This is a genomic window from Bradyrhizobium sp. 33ap4 (genome assembly GCF_032654765.1).
Lineage (GTDB): Bacteria > Pseudomonadota > Alphaproteobacteria > Rhizobiales > Xanthobacteraceae > Bradyrhizobium > Bradyrhizobium australafricanum.
In genome coordinates this window covers 36,693-54,691 of record NZ_JAUMTJ010000063.1, presented here as the reverse complement: position 1 = coordinate 54,691, position 17,999 = coordinate 36,693, and the positions used below count along the sequence as shown (strand labels likewise).

Below are 17,999 nucleotides of genomic sequence, written 5' to 3'. Positions count from 1 at the left end.
CGTAGCCATGTCGTTCTGTGAGCCAAGGAGTTGAGTGTTATAGTTGTCTTCCTAAGACCGCTTGGCCTCCGACTTATCTGGGATACCATCGAGAAGAAGCGCGCCGCGAAATAATCCTCCCTTGTGCGCCGCACATGCTGGCTGAAATTTAGCCAGCGTTCGATCGCGCATGCGTTCTCCTTATTCTTCTTGCCAGCTTGCGCGGGCGAGGGCAGCATCCGCTTGCCTGCGTCAGGTCAAGCAGCGGGTCAACGCGCGGGCACAACGCGAAAATCTTATAAAAATTCTGGAGGAAGACGTTATGACGCTCAATGTCTCACGACGATCCTTGCTCGCGCTCGGTGCCGGTCTCGGCGCCAGCACCCTGCTCGGGGGCACCGCACAGGCACGCGCGCCGAAGCTCGGCACGCAGACACCCTACTGGCACCGCTTCATGCTCGGCGAAGCCGAAGTGACCGTCGTATCCGACGGGCCGCTTCCGCTCGGCGACCCCTCCGGCACCTTCACCGGTGTGCCGAAGGAGGAGGTGAAGAAGATGCTCTCCGACAACTTCCTCTCGCCCGACAATGTCGTGCTCGAGCAGAATTCGCCGATCGTCAACACCGGCGACAAGCTGATCCTGTTCGACACCGGCATGGGCACGTCGCAACTGTTCGGCAAGACCACCGGGCGGCAGCAGAAGAGCATGCAGGAAGCCGGCATCAAGCCGGAGGACATCGACGCCGTCGTGCTGTCGCACGCGCATATCGATCATATCGGCGGCATCGTCGGCGCCAACGACAAGCCGTTGTTCCCGAATGCGCAATACTACATCGCGCAGAGCGATCTCGAGTTCTGGACCGACGAAGGCAAGATGGGCAGCCCGTTGAAGGATTTCATCGTGCATGCCCGCAAGAACCTGCTGCCGGTGCGCGACCGCATCGTGTTCTTCAAGGACGGCCAGGAATTCCTGCCCGGCGTGACGGCAATCGCAGCGCCCGGCCACACCGTGGGCCACACCATCTTCATGGTGAGCTCGGGCGGCAAATCCTTCGCCTTCCTCGGCGACCTCTCGCATCACGCGGTGCTGCTGCTGGAGCGTCCGCGGATGGAATTCTCCTACGACACCGATCCGAAGCAGGCGGCGGCGTCGCGGGTCAAGCTGCTGGAAATGCTGGCCGCGAACAAGACGGCCGTGATGTCCTATCACTTCGCTTGGCCGGGCTACGGCCACGTCGCCAAGGCCGGCGAAGGCTTCCACTACTATCCGGAGCCGATGCAGATGAACCTGTGACGGACTGATTGCGAAGACGGACTGCCTCGGGAGCGGCCGCCGTCGCTCCCGAATGCATTTGCCGCCCGGTGTAAGATGCCCACAGGGCGCCCGGCCTATTCCGCCGGCGCAAGGCGCCTCGCGGAGCGAGTGCGCATCGTCTCTCGCGCGCCAATCCGCGCACGACGTTTGCGCCACCAGATCACGACGCCCGTCACCGACAGCGCCGCGACCACCAATCCCATCAGCGAGATCAGGATGCGCCCGGGCAGGCCGGCGATCCGGCCGGAATGCAACGGAAACTGCATCTGCACGAACACGTCGGCCGCGGTGCCGACCCATGGCAGCCGCTCGCCGAGCGGACGGCCATCCTCGCTGTCGTAGTAAAGCTGCGCCGGCCCGACGCCCGCGGCGCCATGTTCGTCGCCCGGCTCGAAGAATGCGACCGCATAGACGCCATGCGCCGGACCATAATTGATCGAACCGATCGGTGTGGTCCAGCCGCGCGCCTTGCCGTCGGCCGCGGCGCGCGCGGCGATCTCCGCATAGGTCATCCTCGGCTCGATCGGATCGTCGAGATGACGATATGGTCGCTGCTCGTAGGGTGTCGACGTGTAGTTGGACACGGTCTTCATCAACGGCGAGAACACCTCGAAATAGAGGTTCAGCGAGAATGCCGTGAACGCGATCACGAACAGCAAGGCCCAGGTCCACAGGCTGAAGGCGCGATGAATGTCGAAATTGATTCGATAGGCGCTGCCCGAGGTCTTGATCTTCCAGGCCGGCGCCCAGCGGGTCCAGAAACCCTTGCCGCGCGGGCCCGATATCGCCGACGCCCGCTGCGCCCTTGCGCGCCGCCGCGACGGCAGGGTCAGGTAGAAGCCGACGAAACAATCGATCGTCCAGATGACGGCGATGACACCGAGGAAGCGCATGCCCCAGCGATCGCTACCCAAGAATTCGGGGATGTGCATCGTGTAATGCAGCTTGTAGAGGAACGAGACGAAGTTTTCGCGGGTCACCGGCCAGACCGCGCCCCAATAGCGGCGTCCGAGCTCGACGCCGGTGTTTGGATCGAGGAAGACCTGGTTGTAGTCGAGCGTGTAGCGTTTGCCGGTCGCCGGATCGATCCGCGGCAGCACGAAGAACCACAGCGATTCGCCCTTCTCCGCCGTCATGAACATGTGGACGACGCGGGCGCGATGATCGCGCTGCTCGATCAGCCGGGCGAGCTCCACCGACGGGATCGCCGGTCCGGAGCTTGTCACCTCGAACAGCTTCCTGTTGAGCACATCGTCGATCTCGTGGTCCCACGAGATGATCGCGCCGCTGACGCCCGAGAAGAACAGGAAGGCCGCGGTGAGAAGGCCCGCCCAGCGATGCAGTCGTCCGAAGATGGGTCTCATGGGGATTTCAGCAAGTTGTGGGGTGATCACCAGCGATAGGTCAGCTTCGCGATCGCCTTGCGGCCCTCCGCGTAGAAGCAGCTGGTGTTGCCGTAGCAGGCTGCCACGTAGCGCGTGTCGGCGAGGTTGGTGACGTTGAGCGAGAGGCGATAATTGTCCTTGGTATAGGCGACGAGCGCATCGACGACCGTCGACGCCGGCACCTTGAAGGTGTTGGCATCGTCACCGAACGTCGATCCGACATAGCGGACGCCGGCCCCGAACTGGACCCCGGCGAGCGGACCGCCCTGAACGGTGTAATCGCCCCACAGCGAGAAGCGGTTGAGCGGCACCGTGGTCGGCGCCTTGCCGACATTGACGGGATCCTTGGTGACTTCAGCGTCGACATAGGCGTAGCCGCCGCTGATGTTGACGCCCTCGACCAGCGTCGCGGTGCCTTCGAGCTCAACGCCGCGCGACCTGACTTCGCCGGTCTGCTCGGCGAAATAGAACGGCGGGGCGTAGGTGACGACGTTGGATCGGGTCAGATCGAACGCAGCCAGCGTGATCAGCGCATTGATGCCGACCGGCTGGTACTTGACACCGACTTCGTACTGCACGCCGGACTCCGGCTTCAGCAGATCGCCGGCGGCGTTGATGCTCAGCACCGGCAGGAATGATTCCGAATAGCTGAAATAGGGCGCGATGCCGTTGTCGAAATTGTACATCACGGCGGCGCGGCCGGTGAATGCCGAGGCGTCGGTCGACGTCGACGTTTTCGCGAGATTGTTGTCGAGGTCCGTGGTGACGAAATCCTGCCGCCCGCCAAGCAGGAACGACAGCCGGCCGAGCCTGATCTGGTCCTGCAGATAGAGGCCGGCCTGCGACTGCTTGATGCCGGTGTCGTCATACGGTCCGTTGTTGGTCCAGCTGTTGGTATAGACTGGCGCAAAGACGTTGAGCTTGCCGGTGCTGTAGCTCGAGGCCATGTCGCGGAACGAGGTGTTGCAGTAATCGACGCCGAACAGCGTCGTGTGGCTCAGCATGCCGGTGACGAACTTGCCCTGCAGCTGGTTGTCGACCGCGAAGGAATCGATCGTCGAGCTGCCGCCGGCGCCGCCGCGCGACAGCAAGCCCGCGGCCTCGTCGGCGGCCGATGCATAGCCGGTGCCGTAGAAGCTCTTCTGCTCGTTGTGCATCCACGAATAGCGCAGGTTCTGGCGGAAGGTCAGCGCCTCGTTGAAGTCGTGCGACAGCATGTAGCCGACCGAGGACTGCTCGGTGTCGAACTGGTTGAAGCCGGGCTCGCCGACGAAGCGCGTGTTCGGAATGTAGCGGCCGTTATTGGCCCAGACGGTGCCGGACGGCGGCAGGAATTGCAGGCCCCAGCCGGTGCGTTCCTTCTGGTAGTTCGCGAGGAAGGTGATCGTGGTGTCCTCGTTCGGCTTCACGGTGACGGCGGGCGCGATGAAGACGCGATTGTCCTTGGTGTAGTCGACCTGGGTCTCGCCATCGCGCGCGACGCCGGTCAGGCGCCACAGCACCGTTCCTTCCTTGTTGGCGCGGCCGCCGATGTCGAACTCGCCCTGATAGCGGTTGAAGCTGCCGCCCGACAGCGACACTTCCCCGAACTCGCGTGCAGTCGGCAGCTTGCTGACATAGTTGAGGATGCCGCCGGTGCCACTGCCGCCGAACATCGCCGAGGATGGCCCCTTCAGGACCTCGAGGCGCTCGGCTCCGTACGGATCGAGCCCGAGGAAGTGCACATAGTTGCTGCTCGGCAGCCGCAGGCCGTCGAGATAGAGGCCCGGCATCGTCATGTCGAAGCCGCGGATCTGCAGGCCGCCGAAGCGGGTGTCCGAGCCGCCATTCACGTCGCCGCTGACGCCTGCGGTGTAGCGCAATGCCGCGCCCACCGATTCCGCACCCTGGTTCCTGATCTGGTCGGTCGTGACGACCGAGATCGATTGCGGGATTTCGATCAGCGGCGTGTCGGTCTTGGTCGCCGTGCCCGAACGCGTGGCAACGAACCCGACCACCGGACCGCCGGCTCGCTCGCCGGCGCCGGCACCGGATCGTGCCGCAGCTGGCGTCGTCGCCTGCTGGGATCGAGCCACACGATTGGCGCGGCTCGCGCGTGCGGCCACCGGACGACGAACCGGTTTTGCATTCGCAGTGATCGCGCGCTGCTGAGGCGCGTCCACGCTCACCGGCGGCAGTTCCGATTGCGCGTCGGCGCGTTCGGTCGCGACTCCTGCGGCAAGGACGGCGGCGGTACATAGACCGATCGTTCGCAGCGCTGGATGTTGACGGGTGGAATGCGAAACAAGTCGACCGATCACGCGAAGGCGCCCCTGATGTCAGCCTGGATGGATTTGTGATCCGGCTCTACAGCGCGGGGCTCGCGAGTACAGACCTCGGCAGTTGGAATAGATCGAGACTGCGCGCGCGATCAGCGTGCGATCGCTGAAACAGCGGGGAAATCGACGACGCGCTGCGACAATAAGCGCGCGATGCTCGTCGTGCTGGAATGATTCTTGAGAATGATTCCTGCAGTTGTCGACGATGCGAGCTGTGTTCGATCGCGCGAGGCGCGCGTCATGGCGCGCGACGCCCGACGCCTCCGCACCGGCCGGAAGCGGATGCGCCGCGCGGTGAATTGGTACCGGGCGACCAGCCCTCGGTGTCGCGAACGTTCCTGTAATGTTCTTGCACTTGCCGCCGCAATTGTGTACTTCGCACACCCATCCCGTGGATAAGCCTTAATTTCCAGTGGCTTGAGTCAGATTCAATTTTGAGAATCTGCACTTCCGGATCATGAGTCATAGAGGTTGTTACAACCTGATTCATTCAACCGGAGATTCACCTATGCCAGAGAATGTGAACGTTGAGCTTGGCGGCAAATCGAGGCACGAGGTCGCCTACAAGATGGCCTTCGACATCATCACCAAGATCGAGAAGAAAAGCCTGAGCGACGTCACTACCGAGCATTATCTTGCGACGGTGAGGAATTCTGGCCGGGCGCTCTCTGGCCTGACCCCGATATGAAATCCCAGTACTGAGCCGCCAACGCCATCACATCATTGGTGGCGGGGTCTTTTTCAGCGAGCTTGAGGCACTCAAGCTTCATTTCAATTATGTCCATAGCAAAAGCCTCCATGGAGTTAGCATGGCTGAAGAGTTCAAAGCTGGTGATGTAGTTCAGTTGAAATCCGGCGGTCCGAGAATGACCGTGAGCCAAGTTGGCGAGGATCAATACGGTCAGCGCAAAGTTTGGTGCGTCTGGTTCGAGAAGACCAAGAAGTATGAGGATACGTTTGAACCGGAGATTCTAATGAAACCGGGCAGCGGTATCGTTGGAATTAGCAGCACGCGCGGCTAGCTGTTATCGCGCTTCTTTTTCACAATCTTGACCTTGGCATCGCTCGGCTTCTGCCGAGCGATTTTACCCAGCCGCTCGTTGAACCGCTTTTCGTTGTCGTCCGTTTCGAGGTCGCGGGCGGCCTTTTTGAACTTTTCTATCTGAGTTCGACTCTTGGTCGTCACGGGATCACCATGCCAAAGGTAATGTGTCTGTATATGGATGATTCCGGAACACGGAATCCAGACAAGAAAATCACCGACGAACTGACCTATAAGGACTGGTTCACGCTCGGCGGCATCCTTATCCGAGAAGAGGATGACGGACATATTGTCACCCAGCATGCCAATTTCTGCGAAACCTGGAAGATCACCTATCCGCTTAGATCATACGATATACGCTTGATGGACAAGCGGTTCTCATGGCTTCGCACACTTTCAGTAGACGACCGCGGCCAATTCATGCGCGGTCTAAGCAAACTCCTGACAGGCATCCCGGTCATCGGATACGCCGCCGTTGTTGATCGCCCCGGATACAACGCCCGCTACCGCGAGAAGTACGGCAGACAAACATGGCAACTTTGTCAAACGGCCTTCAGCGTCATTTGCGAAAGAGCGGCGAAACGCGCTCGCGCCGAGGGCTGCAAGTTACGCGTCTTCGTCGAAGAAGGCGACAAAACCGCAGATGACTATATTCGCACCTACTATGCGGACCTTAGATCAAAGGGAATGCCATTCGATGGTGGCAATATGGCCAAGTACGCGCCGCTTTCGCGAGAAGAACTCGAAGACACCCTGTACGATCTACGATTCCGCACCAAAAAATCGCCGCTGATGCAGTTGGCCGACCTATACCTTTATCCCATGGCCAGAGGCGGATACGACGCTGATTACCTTCCGTATCAGACGCTGCGAGCGAATAAAAAACTGATAGACGACCTGCTCGTTGCAGAAGACATCCCGCACCTTGGGATCAAGTACAGCTGCTTCGATCTGGTGGATAAGGCGCGCGCGAAAAGCAAAAAAGCCAGTCGTAAGACTGGCTCTTAAGCAGCCGCCGTAACGGCGACCTCCCGGGCTAGGCCCCAGCCACTATATAGGCCTATCCCATTGATTCGTCAAGCATATTCTATGCGAATCACTTTGATTCGCAACTTCAAGGGCTTACGCACCCTTTTCATGTTTATCAGGCCACCTATAGGTGAGCCGTTTCCCGACCACACCCTTGATGGCCCTTTGGGCCCTATCCTGATCGTCAACCCCCAACGCGACGCGGTTGCTGTAGCGGAAATCGAACTCCGCCAGATAGCGGTGCAGATGCTTCTCTGCGCAGTGCTGGTAGACGCCCTTCATGCCGCGCTTGAAGATGCTGTAGTAGCCCTCAACCGTGTTGGTGGTGATTACGTCGCCCTCGTAACGGACGTATTCCTTCTCACCGTGATTGACGGAATCGTGGCCGTCATACTCGCGACCGATACCACGATAAAACGGAGCCTCGTCCGTCATCAGCTTGCTTTCCCGGCGGATGTTGGTCCGCAGGATCGGCGCAATATCCGCAATCGACGTGCTGTCGATGTGGAAGCTGCGGGCCGAACCACCGCGCTCAACCAGCGTCAGGACGATGTTCTTGTGAGCCGCGCCGCCCTTGCGGTTCTTGAGCTGACCCTGCAAGCGGCCGATATAGGTCTCGTCCACTTCCACGATCTTGCCAGCGCCGCCCATGGGGGCCAGCTTGCCGTCCCGCATAGCCTCGCGGATGCGGTGAGCTAAGAACCACGCGCTCTTGTACTGGATTTCCAGAATGCGGTGCAGCTGATGGGCCGAAATGCCCTTCTTGCTGGAAGCCATCAGATGGACAGCCTGCAAGCACTTGTGCAGCGGGATATGGGCGGATTCGAATACCGTTCCGACCCTCACCGTGAACTGCCTGCGGCAGCCAGCCTCATAGCACTTCCACAGGCCAAGCCGGACCTTGCCGTTTTTTGCCTTTACACCCTCTAGGCGACCGGCTTTTCCGACCACGCCACAGTGAGGGCAGACCACGCCATCAGCCCAAAGAAGCTTCTCAAGATGGCGGAAGGCGCTCTTTTCATTGTGAAAATAGGCTTTTGCAAGAACCGACATAACACAAACCCATAGGTAGCAGCTATGGGATCGATTCTACCTCCGATTATGGGTTTGTAAAGTACATAATCGTCACTTGCCGCCCGGTTCCGCTACCTTCGATTGCGGAAGATAGGGGCAGCATGGTTCAGCGCGTTTCCACCGTCGCATTCGAGGGGATCGAGGCCCGCGCGGTCGACGTGCAGGTCCAGGTTGCGCCGGGATTGCCGGCATTCGCGATCGTCGGCCTGCCCGACAAGGCGGTGTCGGAAGCCCGCGAACGCGTGCGTTCGGCGCTGATCGCCTCCGGCCTCGCGCTTCCCGCCCGCCGCATCACCGTCAACCTCGCACCCGCCGACCTGCCCAAGGAGGGCAGCCATTACGACCTGCCGATCGCGCTCGGCCTGATGGCGGCGATCGGCGCGATCCCGCCGGATGCGCTGAACGGCTTCACCGTGCTCGGCGAGCTCGGGCTCGACGGCTCGCTCGCGCCGGTGGCGGGCGTGCTGCCCGCGGCAATCGGCGCCAATTCGCGCGACGAGGGATTGATCTGCCCGGCCGCCTGCGGCTCGGAAGCCGCCTGGGCCAGTCCGGACATCCAGATCATCGCGGCAGATTCGCTGATCCAGATCGCCAACCACTTCAAGGGCACGCAGGTGCTGTCGCGGCCGCAGCCGAAGGTGCATGAGCGCGAGGAAACGCTTTTGGACCTGCGCGACATCAAGGGCCAGGAGAGCGCGAAACGCGCGCTCGAGATCGCCGCCGCCGGCGGTCATCATCTTCTGATGATCGGCTCGCCCGGCGCCGGCAAATCGATGCTGGCGGCGCGACTGCCCTCGATCCTGCCGCCGCTGTCGCCGTCGGAGCTGCTCGAAGTCTCGATGATCGCCTCGGTTGCCGGCGAGATCCGCGACGGCGCCCTGACCGCGCGACGCCCGTTCCGCAGCCCGCATCATTCCGCCAGCATGGCCGCGCTGACCGGCGGCGGCATGCGCGCCAAACCGGGCGAGATCTCGCTGGCGCATCAGGGCGTGCTGTTCCTCGACGAATTGCCGGAGTTCGATCCGCGCGTGCTGGATTCGCTGCGTCAGCCGCTGGAGAACGGCGAGGTTTCGGTGAGCAGGGCCAACCACCGCGTCACCTATCCGGCGCGCTTCATGCTGGTCGCAGCCATGAACCCGTGCCGTTGCGGCCATGCCTATGAACCCGGCTATTCCTGCAAGCGCGGCCGGCTCGACCGCTGCACCGGCGACTACCAGATGCGGATCTCCGGCCCGCTGATGGATCGCATCGACCTGCGGATCGAGGTGCCCGCCGTGACCGCGGCCGATCTGATCCTGCCGCCGCCGGCGGAGGGATCGGCCGAGGTTGCCGCCCGCGTCGCGGCCGCGCGCGACATCCAGCTCGCGCGCTATGCGGCTGCCGGCATGCCGCATGTCCGCACCAATGCGGAAGCGCCGAGTTCGCTGCTCGAGACCATCGCGCAACCCGACGCGCATGGGCAGAAGCTGCTGCGCGAGGCCGCCGACAACATGCACCTCACCGCGCGCGGCTATCACCGCGTGCTGCGGGTGGCGCGCACGCTTGCCGATCTCGACGGCGCCGAGACGATCGGCCGGCTACATCTCGCCGAAGCGCTGTCTTATCGTGCATTGGCCGACGATTTGCGCCGCGCGGCGTGATCTCCGCCGGCTTCCGGCCGGTGCCCGCCGCGTCAACGTGACAGTAACCACTCTCATTTACGCTCCGCAAACCATAAGCACCGCGATCGGCGGCAAGCTTGGGTCGAGCGAGTTGTGTCATGTTGCGTTTGAAGATTTTGACCTCGGTGGTCCCCCTTGCCGTGGCCGCGGTCCTTGCCCGCGCCGAATTCCTGCCGGGCCCGCGGCCCTGCATCGAGGTGGGCGGCGCCACGATGCAGATCGCATCGATCCCCTGGCTGGCGCAGCTTCACGTCAGCTTCACTGACGACCCCAGCCAGGCCACCGTCCGGGTCCAGATCGCCGACAGCGCCGACGCCGCCGACTTCACCGTGATCGACGACATCGACGACGCCGAGGCCGGCGCCTGCGAGAGCAGCGCGACGGCGCAGCTGATCGGGATTTCCGGCGATGCCTCGGCAACCGGCCCCGTCATCTATCTGACGCGTGATGCTGGCCCGTCCGACTATCGTGTCTTCGTGCAGTCGAAGACGTTCTCAGCGCGGGATGCCGCGGCCCTGATCGTCAGCGCCCGCGGCGGACACCGCCGCCTTGAAGCCGCAACGCCGGCACCTGACAAGCGCGTCCCGAACCGGGTCATGGCGGAATTAACCTCCCGCTAACCTTGTTCTGAGGGCAGCGCGAAATGGCCACCAATTTCAAGCACTTTGCAAGCTGGCCGACGCATCGTCAGCGCCAGATCAAGCTGTCTCAGGGTCACCATTGATGGGGCGTTTCTTCCGGATCAAGTTGCGCCTTCGCCGCTTCCTCCGGCGCCATTCCTGGCTCGCGACGATCGTGCGCTCGTTCACGATCTTCTCCGTCGCGTTCGGCAGCGCCTTCGGGTTCATTTCGGGCGCGCTCTCGCAACAGAGCGGCTACGATCCCAATGCATTCGCGATCGGGGTCAGCTTCCTGTTCGCGCTCGCCTGCCTCTGGATCGTGACGCTCGGCATCCGCCTGCGGCTGATGCGCAAGCGGCTGCGCACCATCGCCATGCACAATGAAGCGATGGCCGACCGCAACTGGGAACTGCAGGAGGCCGAGCAGCGCGCCTCCACCCTGTTCGAGGCGCAGGACGATCTGATCGTGCTGCGCGATCTCGACGGGCTCATCACCTATGCCAACGACGCCTATTGCGAGCTGGCGCAGAGGCCCCGCAGCGAATTGATCGGCAGCACCGCAACGCTGAAGGTGCTCGAACAAGGCGACACCGCGCTCGAATCCAACGGCACGCGGGTCTACGACCAGAAGATCGAGGGCCCGCTCGGGCCGCGCTGGATCGCCTGGCGTGAAGGCCTCGTGCGCAACGATGCCGGCGCGCCCGCAGAAATGCAGAGCGTCGGCCGCGACGTCACCGACCGCACCGAGAGCGAGCGCGCGCTCGCCGAAGCGCGCGATCAGGCCGACGCCGCCAACCGCGCCAAGTCGCGCTTCCTTGCGATGGCGAGCCACGAGATCCGCACCCCGCTGAACGGCATCATCGGCATGAGCGGATTGCTGATGGATACGCAGCTGACGTTGGAGCAGATGACCTACGTCAAGGCGGTCAAGACATCCGGCGACGCGCTGCTCGCACTGATCGAGGAGCTGCTCGACTATTCCAAGATCGAGGCCGGCAAGATCGATCTCGAACAGCGCGCGTTCGCGCTGTCCGGCCTGATCGAGGACATCACCGAGCTGCTGGCGCCGCGCGCGCAAACCAAGGGAATCGAGATCGCCGCCTATGTCGACGAACGGCTGCCGATGCAGGTGACCGGCGACGCCGCGCGGCTGCGTCAGGTGCTGCTCAATCTCGCCGGCAACGCCATCAAGTTCACCGCGACCGGTGGCGTGGCGCTGATCGTCGAGCCCGGCATCTGGCCGAACGAGATCAGCTTCCTGGTCCGCGACACCGGTATCGGCATCGCACCGGATGCGCAGCAGCGTATCTTCCGGGAGTTCGAGCAAGCCGACGACCGGATCGCGCGCAGCTATGGCGGCACCGGCCTCGGCCTTTCGATCAGCGACCGCATCGTCAAGCGGATGGGCGGCCGCATCACGCTCGCAAGCACGCCGGGCGCCGGCTCAACCTTCGAGGTGTCGATCCCGCTCGCCGCCGCCGATACCGGCGAGGCCAACGGCTTCGCCGCGCCCGACTTGACGGGACAGTCGATCATGCTGGTGGCGCCACACAGCATCGAGGTCTCGCTGATCTCGCGGCGGTTGCAGCGCTGGGGCGCACAGACCTGCATCGTGTCGGATGCCAACGTCGCCGAGGCGCTGCTGCCGGAGCGGAGCTGGCATGCGGTGCTGATCGACCACACGCTCGGCACGCCGGCGATGGAGGCGTTTGCCGACGCCGCCCGCCTCCATGCAACCCATCGCATCGTGATGTTCACGCCGGCGACGCGGCAGGACCTTTCGGCCTCCGAGTCAGCCATGTTCACCGGTTACCTGGTGAAGCCATTGCGCGCGTCGTCGCTCGCCGCGCGCCTGACCGCATCGCCGGAAGTCGCTGCGCCGAGCCTTGCGATCGAGGCGGCCGCCGAGTCCGCGCCCACAGCGCTTGCATCCGCGCTGCCGGACAAGGGGTTCTCGATCCTGGTCGCCGAGGACAATGAGATCAACGCGCTGTTGATGCGCTCGCTGCTCACCCGGCTCGGCCATAACGTGGTCATCACCACCAATGGCGAGCAGGCGATGGAGTCCTGGCTGTCGGCGACCTCAGCCGGCACGCCCTATGATCTCGTGCTGATGGACATCCAGATGCCGCGCCTCAACGGCATCGAGACCACCAAGCAGATCCGCACCCATGAAGCGGCACAATCCGTCCGCCGGACCCCGATCCTGGCACTGACGGCAAATACGCTGGTGGAGGACCGCTATGCCTGCTTCGAAGCCGGCATGGACGGCTTTCTGATCAAGCCGCTCGACCGCGAGAAGCTGGAAGAAGCGCTCGCGGGCCTCGCCGCCGCGCGGCACATCGCAGCGTAGCAGCCAAAACCTCAGTGTCGTCCTGCGCAAGCAGGGACCCATAACCACCGAAGCTAGTTTTGCGCCCGCTGGGGCTACAGCGCTGCAAATCACAGGTACCTGTGGTTATGGGTCCCCGCGTTCGCGGGGACGACAGCTGTGATGTGGCGCTTTCGCTGAGATACGGTTCCTACTACAGCCGGCGCAGCGCGACCGACTGCACCACGTGGTCGGCGCCCTTCTTCAGGATCAGCGTCGCGCGCGGGCGGGTCGGCAGGATGTTGTCCTCGAGATTGGCGAGGTTGGTGCGCTCCCAGATCGCGATCGCGGTCGCCGTTGCTTCCTCGTCCGACAGCGGCGCGTAGCGGTGGAAGTAGGACCTCGGATCGGTGAACGCGGTGTCGCGCAGCGCCAGGAAGCGCTTGATGTACCACTCCCGCAGCACGGCCTCGTCGGCGTCGATATAGACCGAGAAGTCGAAGAAGTCGGAGACGAACGGCACCGCCTTGCCGTCGCGCGGCAGCCGCCCGGTCTGCAGCACGTTGACGCCCTCGACGATCAGGATGTCCGGCTGGTCGATCTCGACCCATTTGTTCGGCACGATGTCGTAGGTCAGATGCGAATAGACCGGCGCGCGCACGCGGCGCCGTCCCGCCTTGATGTCGCTGAGGAACGACAGCAGCGTCGGCAGGTCGTAGCTTTCCGGAAAGCCCTTCTTCTGCATGATGCCCTGCCGCTCGAGCACGGCATTCGGAAACAGGAAACCGTCGGTCGTGATCAGGTCGACCTTCGGCCGCGGCGACCAGCGCGCCAGCAGCGCCTGCAGCACGCGAGCCGTGGTCGACTTGCCGACCGCGACGGATCCAGCGACACCGACGATGTAGGGCATCTTGCGGTCGCGGATGTTGAGGAACTGGCGCTGCGAGTAATACAGCCGCTGCGTCGCATCGACATAGATCGAGAGCAGCCGCGACAGCGGCAGGTAGATGTCCTCGACCTCCTGCAAATCGAGGCGATCGTGCATCGAACGCAGGCGATCGAACTCGCCGGGCTCGAGCGTCATCGGCGTATCGTCACGCAGATGCGACCATTGCTGGCGCGTGAAGATGCGGTAGGGGTTGTACTGTTGATCTGGTGCCCGGATGTCCATGAGGCCGCCCCTCTCGATGCGCTCGATCATTTGCGCTAGTCGCGCTTGCGCGACGCCTTCTCTTCCAGTCCCGACATCGAGGTGCGCTTCTCCAGCGCGGCCTCGACGTCCTCCAGCTTCACGCCGCGGGATTTCAACAGAACCAGCAGGTGAAACACGAGATCGGCACTTTCGGCGATGAGGTGATCGCGGTCATTCTCGACCGCGGCGATCACGGTCTCGACCGCTTCCTCGCCCAATTTCTTGGCGCAATGCTCCGCGCCCTTGTCGAGCAGCTTACGGGTGTAGGACGCCTCACCGCCCGTTGCAGCGCGGGCGTCGATGGTGGCGGCCAGATCGTGGACCGTGAAACGCGACATCAACTCAACTCAAGCATGCACAGCGGCACCGCACGGGTACCATCCCTTAGGTGGGGACTTAGCATTTTTGTGACAAGGAGTCCCAGCTCTCCCTGTTTGAGCGTGGTCTTCACGGAAAACCGGTTTCCACTTTTCCTGACCACGCTCACGCTAGGGATCGAGCCGCATCGGCAGGCCGGCGCGCACCATGTGATCCTTGGCCTGGCGGATGGTGAATTCCCCGAAGTGGAAGATCGACGCGGCCAGTACGCCGGTGGCGTGACCCTCGCGGACGCCGTCGACCAGGTGGTCGAGATTGCCGACACCACCGGACGCGATGACCGGTACGGGGACACTGTCCGCGATCGCCCGGGTCAGCGGCAGGTCAAAGCCCTGCCTGGTGCCGTCCCGGTCCATCGAGGTCAGCAGGATTTCGCCGGCGCCGAGCGAGACGACCTCCTGGGCATATTCGATGGCGTCGATCCCGGTGGCATTCCGTCCACCATGGGTGAAGATCTCCCAGCGGTCCGAGCCGCCGGCACGCTTGACCCGCTTGGCGTCGATCGCGACCACGATGCATTGCTCGCCGTATTTCTCGGCCGCTTCCTTGACGAATTCGCGCCGGCTGACGGCCGCTGAATTGATCGAGACCTTGTCGGCGCCGGAGCGCAGCAGGGTCTTGATGTCGTCGACGGTGCGGACGCCGCCGCCCACGGTCAGCGGCATGAAGCAGGCTTCCGCGGTCCGCCGCACCACATCGAGCATGATGCCGCGGTTTTCGTGGGTGGCGGTGATGTCGAGGAAGGTGAGCTCGTCGGCGCCGGCGGCGTCATAGGCGATCGCGGCTTCGACCGGGTCGCCGGCGTCGCGCAGATCGACGAAGTTGACGCCCTTGACCACGCGGCCGTCCTTGACGTCGAGGCACGGGATCACGCGAACCTTGAACATGATCTCCTCCTACGCGCCGCGGATCAGCTGAAGGGCAGCGGCCGGATCGAGCCGTCCGTCATAGAGCGCACGGCCGACGATCGCACCGGCCAGCTTCTTCGCACGCGGCTCCAGCAGCGCCTTGACGTCGTCGATCGAGGCAAAGCCGCCGGAGGCGATCACTGGAATCGAGATGCGGTCGGCAAGCGCGATGGTGGCGTCGAGGTTGAGGCCCTTGAGCAGGCCGTCGCGGGCGATGTCGGTAAAGATGATCGCGGCGACGCCGGCATCCTCGAAGCGCTGCGCGATCTCGAGCGCGGTCACATGCGAGGTCTCGGACCAGCCTTCGACCGCGACCTTGCCGTCGCGCGCATCGAGGCCCACGGCGACACGGCCGGGGAATGTCTTCGCCGCGCCCTTCACCAGCTCAGGATCGCGCACCGCGGCGGTGCCGATGATGACGCGCGTGATGCCCTTGTCGAGCCAGGCCTCGATGGTCTTGAGGTCGCGGATGCCGCCGCCGAGCTGCACCGGCATGGTGACGGCCTTCAGCATCGCCTCCACCGCATGCGCATTCATCGGCTTGCCGGCGAAGGCACCGTCGAGATCGACGACGTGGAGATATTCGAAGCCCTGCGCGGCGAAGCTCGCCGCCTGCGCCGCCGGATCGAGATTGAACACGGTGGCGCGCGCCATGTCGCCCTGCTCCAGGCGCACGCACTGGCCGTTCTTCAGATCAATCGCTGGAAAGAGAATCACGGCTTCCACTTCAAGAAATTGGCGATCAAAGCGAGGCCGAAGCGCTGGCTCTTCTCGGGGTGAAACTGGGTGCCGATCGCGGTGTCCTTGCCGACGATCGCGGTCACCGGCCCGCCATAGTCGGCGCGCGCGAGCACGTCCGCCTCATTGGCGGCGTTGAGGTGATAGGAGTGCACGAAATAGGCGTGACGTCCCTTCGGCCCGAGCGGCAGCCGCTCTAGCACCGGATGCTCGCGCACCATGTCGAGCGTATTCCAGCCCATATGCGGGACCTTCAGGCTCTCGTCGCGCGGCTCGATCTTCTCCACATCGCCGCCGATCCAGTTGAAGCCCTCGGTGATCACGTGCTCCTTGCCGCGCGTCGCCATCAGCTGCATGCCGACGCAGATGCCGAAGAACGGCCTGGCCTTGACCCGCACCGCCTCGGTCAGCGCCTCCAGCATGCCGTCGACCGCGTCGACGCCGCGGCGGCAATCGGCGAAGGCGCCGACGCCGGGCAGCACGATGCGATCGGCGCGATACACCGCATCGGGATCGCGCGTCACCTTGATGGCTTGCGGATCCTCCATGCTGCGCGCGGCGCGCTCAAAGGCCTTGGCCGCCGAATGCAGATTGCCGGAGCCGTAATCGATGATTGCAACGGTCATCGCGTTCCTCCTGGCTCTGGAAACAATCCGATGATGCCGCCTTGCGGCATCGACGGGGGTTTTGAGAATGACTGACCCGGAACGTCGCGGGTCGGCGGCGGCGCGCCGCGATCGACCGAGCGCTGATCGTGGACGGCGCCGCGATGCCGCGCGGTCCAGCGCGCGAAGAAACGGCGCTCGGCGGCCTCCGCATCGTCGCCCACGACGATGTCGATCTGGCGCCACCTGCGCCGCGACAGCGTCCAGCGCTGCAGGGTCGCGGCCTCGAGGCCGAGCAACACCATCAGCACCAGGTCGACGAAGAAGATCGCGCTGCGGCCGACGCCAAGCTTGGCCAGCGCGTAATCGATCACGAAAGTAAGAACGAACCAGCCGATCAGCGCCAGCCAGAGCCGATGCCAGGCCAGCCAGATCACCCCCGCAACCGCGGCCCAGAAATGGAAGCCGTCGCGCACGAAGACGAACTTGTCGGTCGCCGCGAGATCGGCGCCGTTGGCCACGGGGGCATGCACTGTATAGACCGGCATCGAACGCTCCGCCGAGGATGGACTCTTATTTAAAGCATGATCTTTCGGAAAACCGGCATCCACTCTTCCGGATCATGGTCCAGAGATCAGCCGCCGAGCTGACCCTTGGTCGAGGGCACTTCGCCCTGGGCACGCGGATCGATTGCAATTGCCGTCCGCAGCGCCCTCGCCAGACCCTTGAAACAGGATTCGGCGATATGATGGCTGTTCTCGCCATATAGGGTCTCGACGTGCAGAGTCACGCCGGCGTTCATCGCGAAGGCGTTGAACCATTCGCGCACCAGCTCGGTGTCGAACTCACCGATCTTGTCGCGCGGGAATTCGGCCTTGAACACCAGCACCGGGCGGCCGGAAATGTCGATCACGACGCGCGAGAGCGTCTCGTCCATCGGCATGTGGATCGAGGCATAGCGGGTGATGCCGGCCATGTTGCCGAGCGCCTGCTTCACGGCCTGCCCGAGCGCGATCCCGACGTCTTCGGTGGTGTGGTGGTAATCGACATGGAGATCGCCATCCGCCTTCACCGTGATGTCGATGCGCGAATGCCGGGCCAGGAGGTCGAGCATATGGTCGAAGAAGCCGATCCCGGTCGAAACCGTGGATACGCCTGCTCCGTCGAGGTTGACCGTCACCTCGATGTCGGTCTCCTTGGTCTTGCGCTTGATGGTTGCGGTGCGCATGAAAATTGAGCTTTCCCGTGCCGAAAACGCCGGTCTTTTAACAGGCTGATGTCACCTTCGCTACTGCGGGATGACCTCGAAACGCCCCAACTTCCGGCCATGGTGACCGGAAATCGTTGTCGATCTGGTTCTGACGCGTTTCGTCACGCAAACCGGTGCCACCTCGCCTGAAAACACGCCGATTTCGTCCCGATTGTAACCCCCTGCCCGACCGCC

Annotated in this window: 18 protein-coding genes; 7 read left to right on the top strand and 11 right to left on the bottom strand. The window is 63.4% G+C overall.

The window, feature by feature from the left end; all coding sequences use genetic code 11:
* Positions 1 to 301: 301 nt before the first annotated feature.
* Complete coding sequence (locus tag Q2M23_RS35380) at positions 302 to 1,273, top strand: MBL fold metallo-hydrolase (RefSeq protein ID WP_057020349.1); 972 nt, start codon at positions 302 to 304, stop codon at positions 1,271 to 1,273.
* 95 nt (positions 1,274 to 1,368) lie between these two features.
* On the opposite strand, the gene fsrB is transcribed toward Q2M23_RS35380, so the two are convergent.
* Complete coding sequence (fsrB, locus tag Q2M23_RS35375) at positions 1,369 to 2,658, bottom strand: siderophore utilization protein FsrB (protein ID WP_316398501.1); 1,290 nt, start codon at positions 2,656 to 2,658, stop codon at positions 1,369 to 1,371.
* 26 nt (positions 2,659 to 2,684) lie between these two features.
* Positions 2,685 to 4,676 carry a TonB-dependent siderophore receptor gene (locus Q2M23_RS35370; RefSeq protein WP_316398503.1) on the bottom strand — a complete coding sequence of 664 codons (1,992 nt, stop codon included), beginning with the start codon at positions 4,674 to 4,676 and terminating at the stop codon, positions 2,685 to 2,687.
* Between the two features lie 829 nt (positions 4,677 to 5,505).
* Between Q2M23_RS35370 and Q2M23_RS35365 the strand changes: the two genes are divergently transcribed.
* On the top strand, positions 5,506 to 5,685 hold the full coding sequence (locus tag Q2M23_RS35365; RefSeq protein WP_316398500.1) for a hypothetical protein: 180 nt from the start codon (positions 5,506 to 5,508) through the stop codon (positions 5,683 to 5,685).
* Positions 5,686 to 5,806: 121 nt separating this feature from the next.
* Positions 5,807 to 6,019, top strand: coding sequence for a YodC family protein (locus tag Q2M23_RS35360; RefSeq protein ID WP_316398499.1), 213 nt, complete (start codon positions 5,807 to 5,809; stop codon positions 6,017 to 6,019).
* Here Q2M23_RS35360 and Q2M23_RS35355 read toward each other — a convergent pair.
* Positions 6,016 to 6,183 carry a hypothetical protein gene (locus Q2M23_RS35355; protein WP_316398498.1) on the bottom strand — a complete coding sequence of 56 codons (168 nt, stop codon included), beginning with the start codon at positions 6,181 to 6,183 and terminating at the stop codon, positions 6,016 to 6,018. The two genes, Q2M23_RS35360 and Q2M23_RS35355, sit on opposite strands and share 4 nt — an antisense overlap.
* Positions 6,184 to 6,216: 33 nt before the next feature.
* Between Q2M23_RS35355 and Q2M23_RS35350 the strand changes: the two genes are divergently transcribed.
* Positions 6,217 to 7,047, top strand: coding sequence for a DUF3800 domain-containing protein (locus tag Q2M23_RS35350; RefSeq protein WP_316398497.1), 831 nt, complete (start codon positions 6,217 to 6,219; stop codon positions 7,045 to 7,047).
* Between the two features lie 114 nt (positions 7,048 to 7,161).
* On the opposite strand, the gene Q2M23_RS35345 is transcribed toward Q2M23_RS35350, so the two are convergent.
* Positions 7,162 to 8,121 carry an IS1595 family transposase gene (locus tag Q2M23_RS35345; RefSeq protein ID WP_316398496.1) on the bottom strand — a complete coding sequence of 320 codons (960 nt, stop codon included), beginning with the start codon at positions 8,119 to 8,121 and terminating at the stop codon, positions 7,162 to 7,164.
* Between the two features lie 122 nt (positions 8,122 to 8,243).
* On the opposite strand from Q2M23_RS35345, the gene Q2M23_RS35340 reads away from it, so the two are divergent.
* From Q2M23_RS35340 to Q2M23_RS35330, 3 genes are all read left to right on the top strand, one after another.
* Positions 8,244 to 9,782, top strand: coding sequence for a YifB family Mg chelatase-like AAA ATPase (locus Q2M23_RS35340; RefSeq protein ID WP_141339863.1), 1,539 nt, complete (start codon positions 8,244 to 8,246; stop codon positions 9,780 to 9,782).
* Positions 9,783 to 9,901: 119 nt separating this feature from the next.
* On the top strand, positions 9,902 to 10,423 hold the full coding sequence (locus Q2M23_RS35335; protein WP_316398495.1) for a hypothetical protein: 522 nt from the start codon (positions 9,902 to 9,904) through the stop codon (positions 10,421 to 10,423).
* Between the two features lie 103 nt (positions 10,424 to 10,526).
* Positions 10,527 to 12,776, top strand: a complete 2,250-nt coding sequence (locus Q2M23_RS35330; RefSeq protein WP_316398494.1) for a PAS domain-containing hybrid sensor histidine kinase/response regulator — start codon at positions 10,527 to 10,529, stop codon at positions 12,774 to 12,776.
* Between the two features lie 172 nt (positions 12,777 to 12,948).
* Here Q2M23_RS35330 and coaA read toward each other — a convergent pair whose 3' ends face one another.
* From coaA to hisB, 7 genes are all read right to left on the bottom strand, one after another.
* Positions 12,949 to 13,905, bottom strand: coding sequence for a type I pantothenate kinase (coaA, locus tag Q2M23_RS35325; protein ID WP_026192056.1), 957 nt, complete (start codon positions 13,903 to 13,905; stop codon positions 12,949 to 12,951).
* A gap of 35 nt (positions 13,906 to 13,940) precedes the next feature.
* Positions 13,941 to 14,264: a phosphoribosyl-ATP diphosphatase gene (locus Q2M23_RS35320; protein WP_028341982.1), complete on the bottom strand. Its 324-nt coding sequence runs from the start codon at positions 14,262 to 14,264 to the stop codon at positions 13,941 to 13,943.
* Positions 14,265 to 14,414: 150 nt separating this feature from the next.
* A complete protein-coding gene (gene hisF / locus Q2M23_RS35315) occupies positions 14,415 to 15,191 on the bottom strand; it encodes an imidazole glycerol phosphate synthase subunit HisF (RefSeq protein WP_038382736.1) in 777 nt (258 codons plus the stop codon).
* A gap of 9 nt (positions 15,192 to 15,200) precedes the next feature.
* Positions 15,201 to 15,929, bottom strand: a complete 729-nt coding sequence (gene hisA, locus Q2M23_RS35310) for a 1-(5-phosphoribosyl)-5-[(5-phosphoribosylamino)methylideneamino]imidazole-4-carboxamide isomerase (RefSeq protein ID WP_057020434.1) — start codon at positions 15,927 to 15,929, stop codon at positions 15,201 to 15,203.
* Positions 15,926 to 16,576, bottom strand: a complete 651-nt coding sequence (gene hisH, locus Q2M23_RS35305) for an imidazole glycerol phosphate synthase subunit HisH (RefSeq protein WP_028341984.1) — start codon at positions 16,574 to 16,576, stop codon at positions 15,926 to 15,928. Before hisH ends, hisA begins: the two co-directional genes overlap by 4 nt.
* Positions 16,573 to 17,103 (bottom strand): DUF2628 domain-containing protein, encoded by a 531-nt coding sequence (locus Q2M23_RS35300; RefSeq protein WP_076833691.1) that lies wholly within the window; start codon positions 17,101 to 17,103, stop codon positions 16,573 to 16,575. The genes hisH and Q2M23_RS35300 overlap by 4 nt, the downstream gene beginning before the upstream one ends.
* Positions 17,104 to 17,189: 86 nt before the next feature.
* On the bottom strand, positions 17,190 to 17,783 hold the full coding sequence (hisB, locus tag Q2M23_RS35295) for an imidazoleglycerol-phosphate dehydratase HisB (protein ID WP_016841476.1): 594 nt from the start codon (positions 17,781 to 17,783) through the stop codon (positions 17,190 to 17,192).
* Between the last annotated feature and the right edge of the window lie 216 nt (positions 17,784 to 17,999).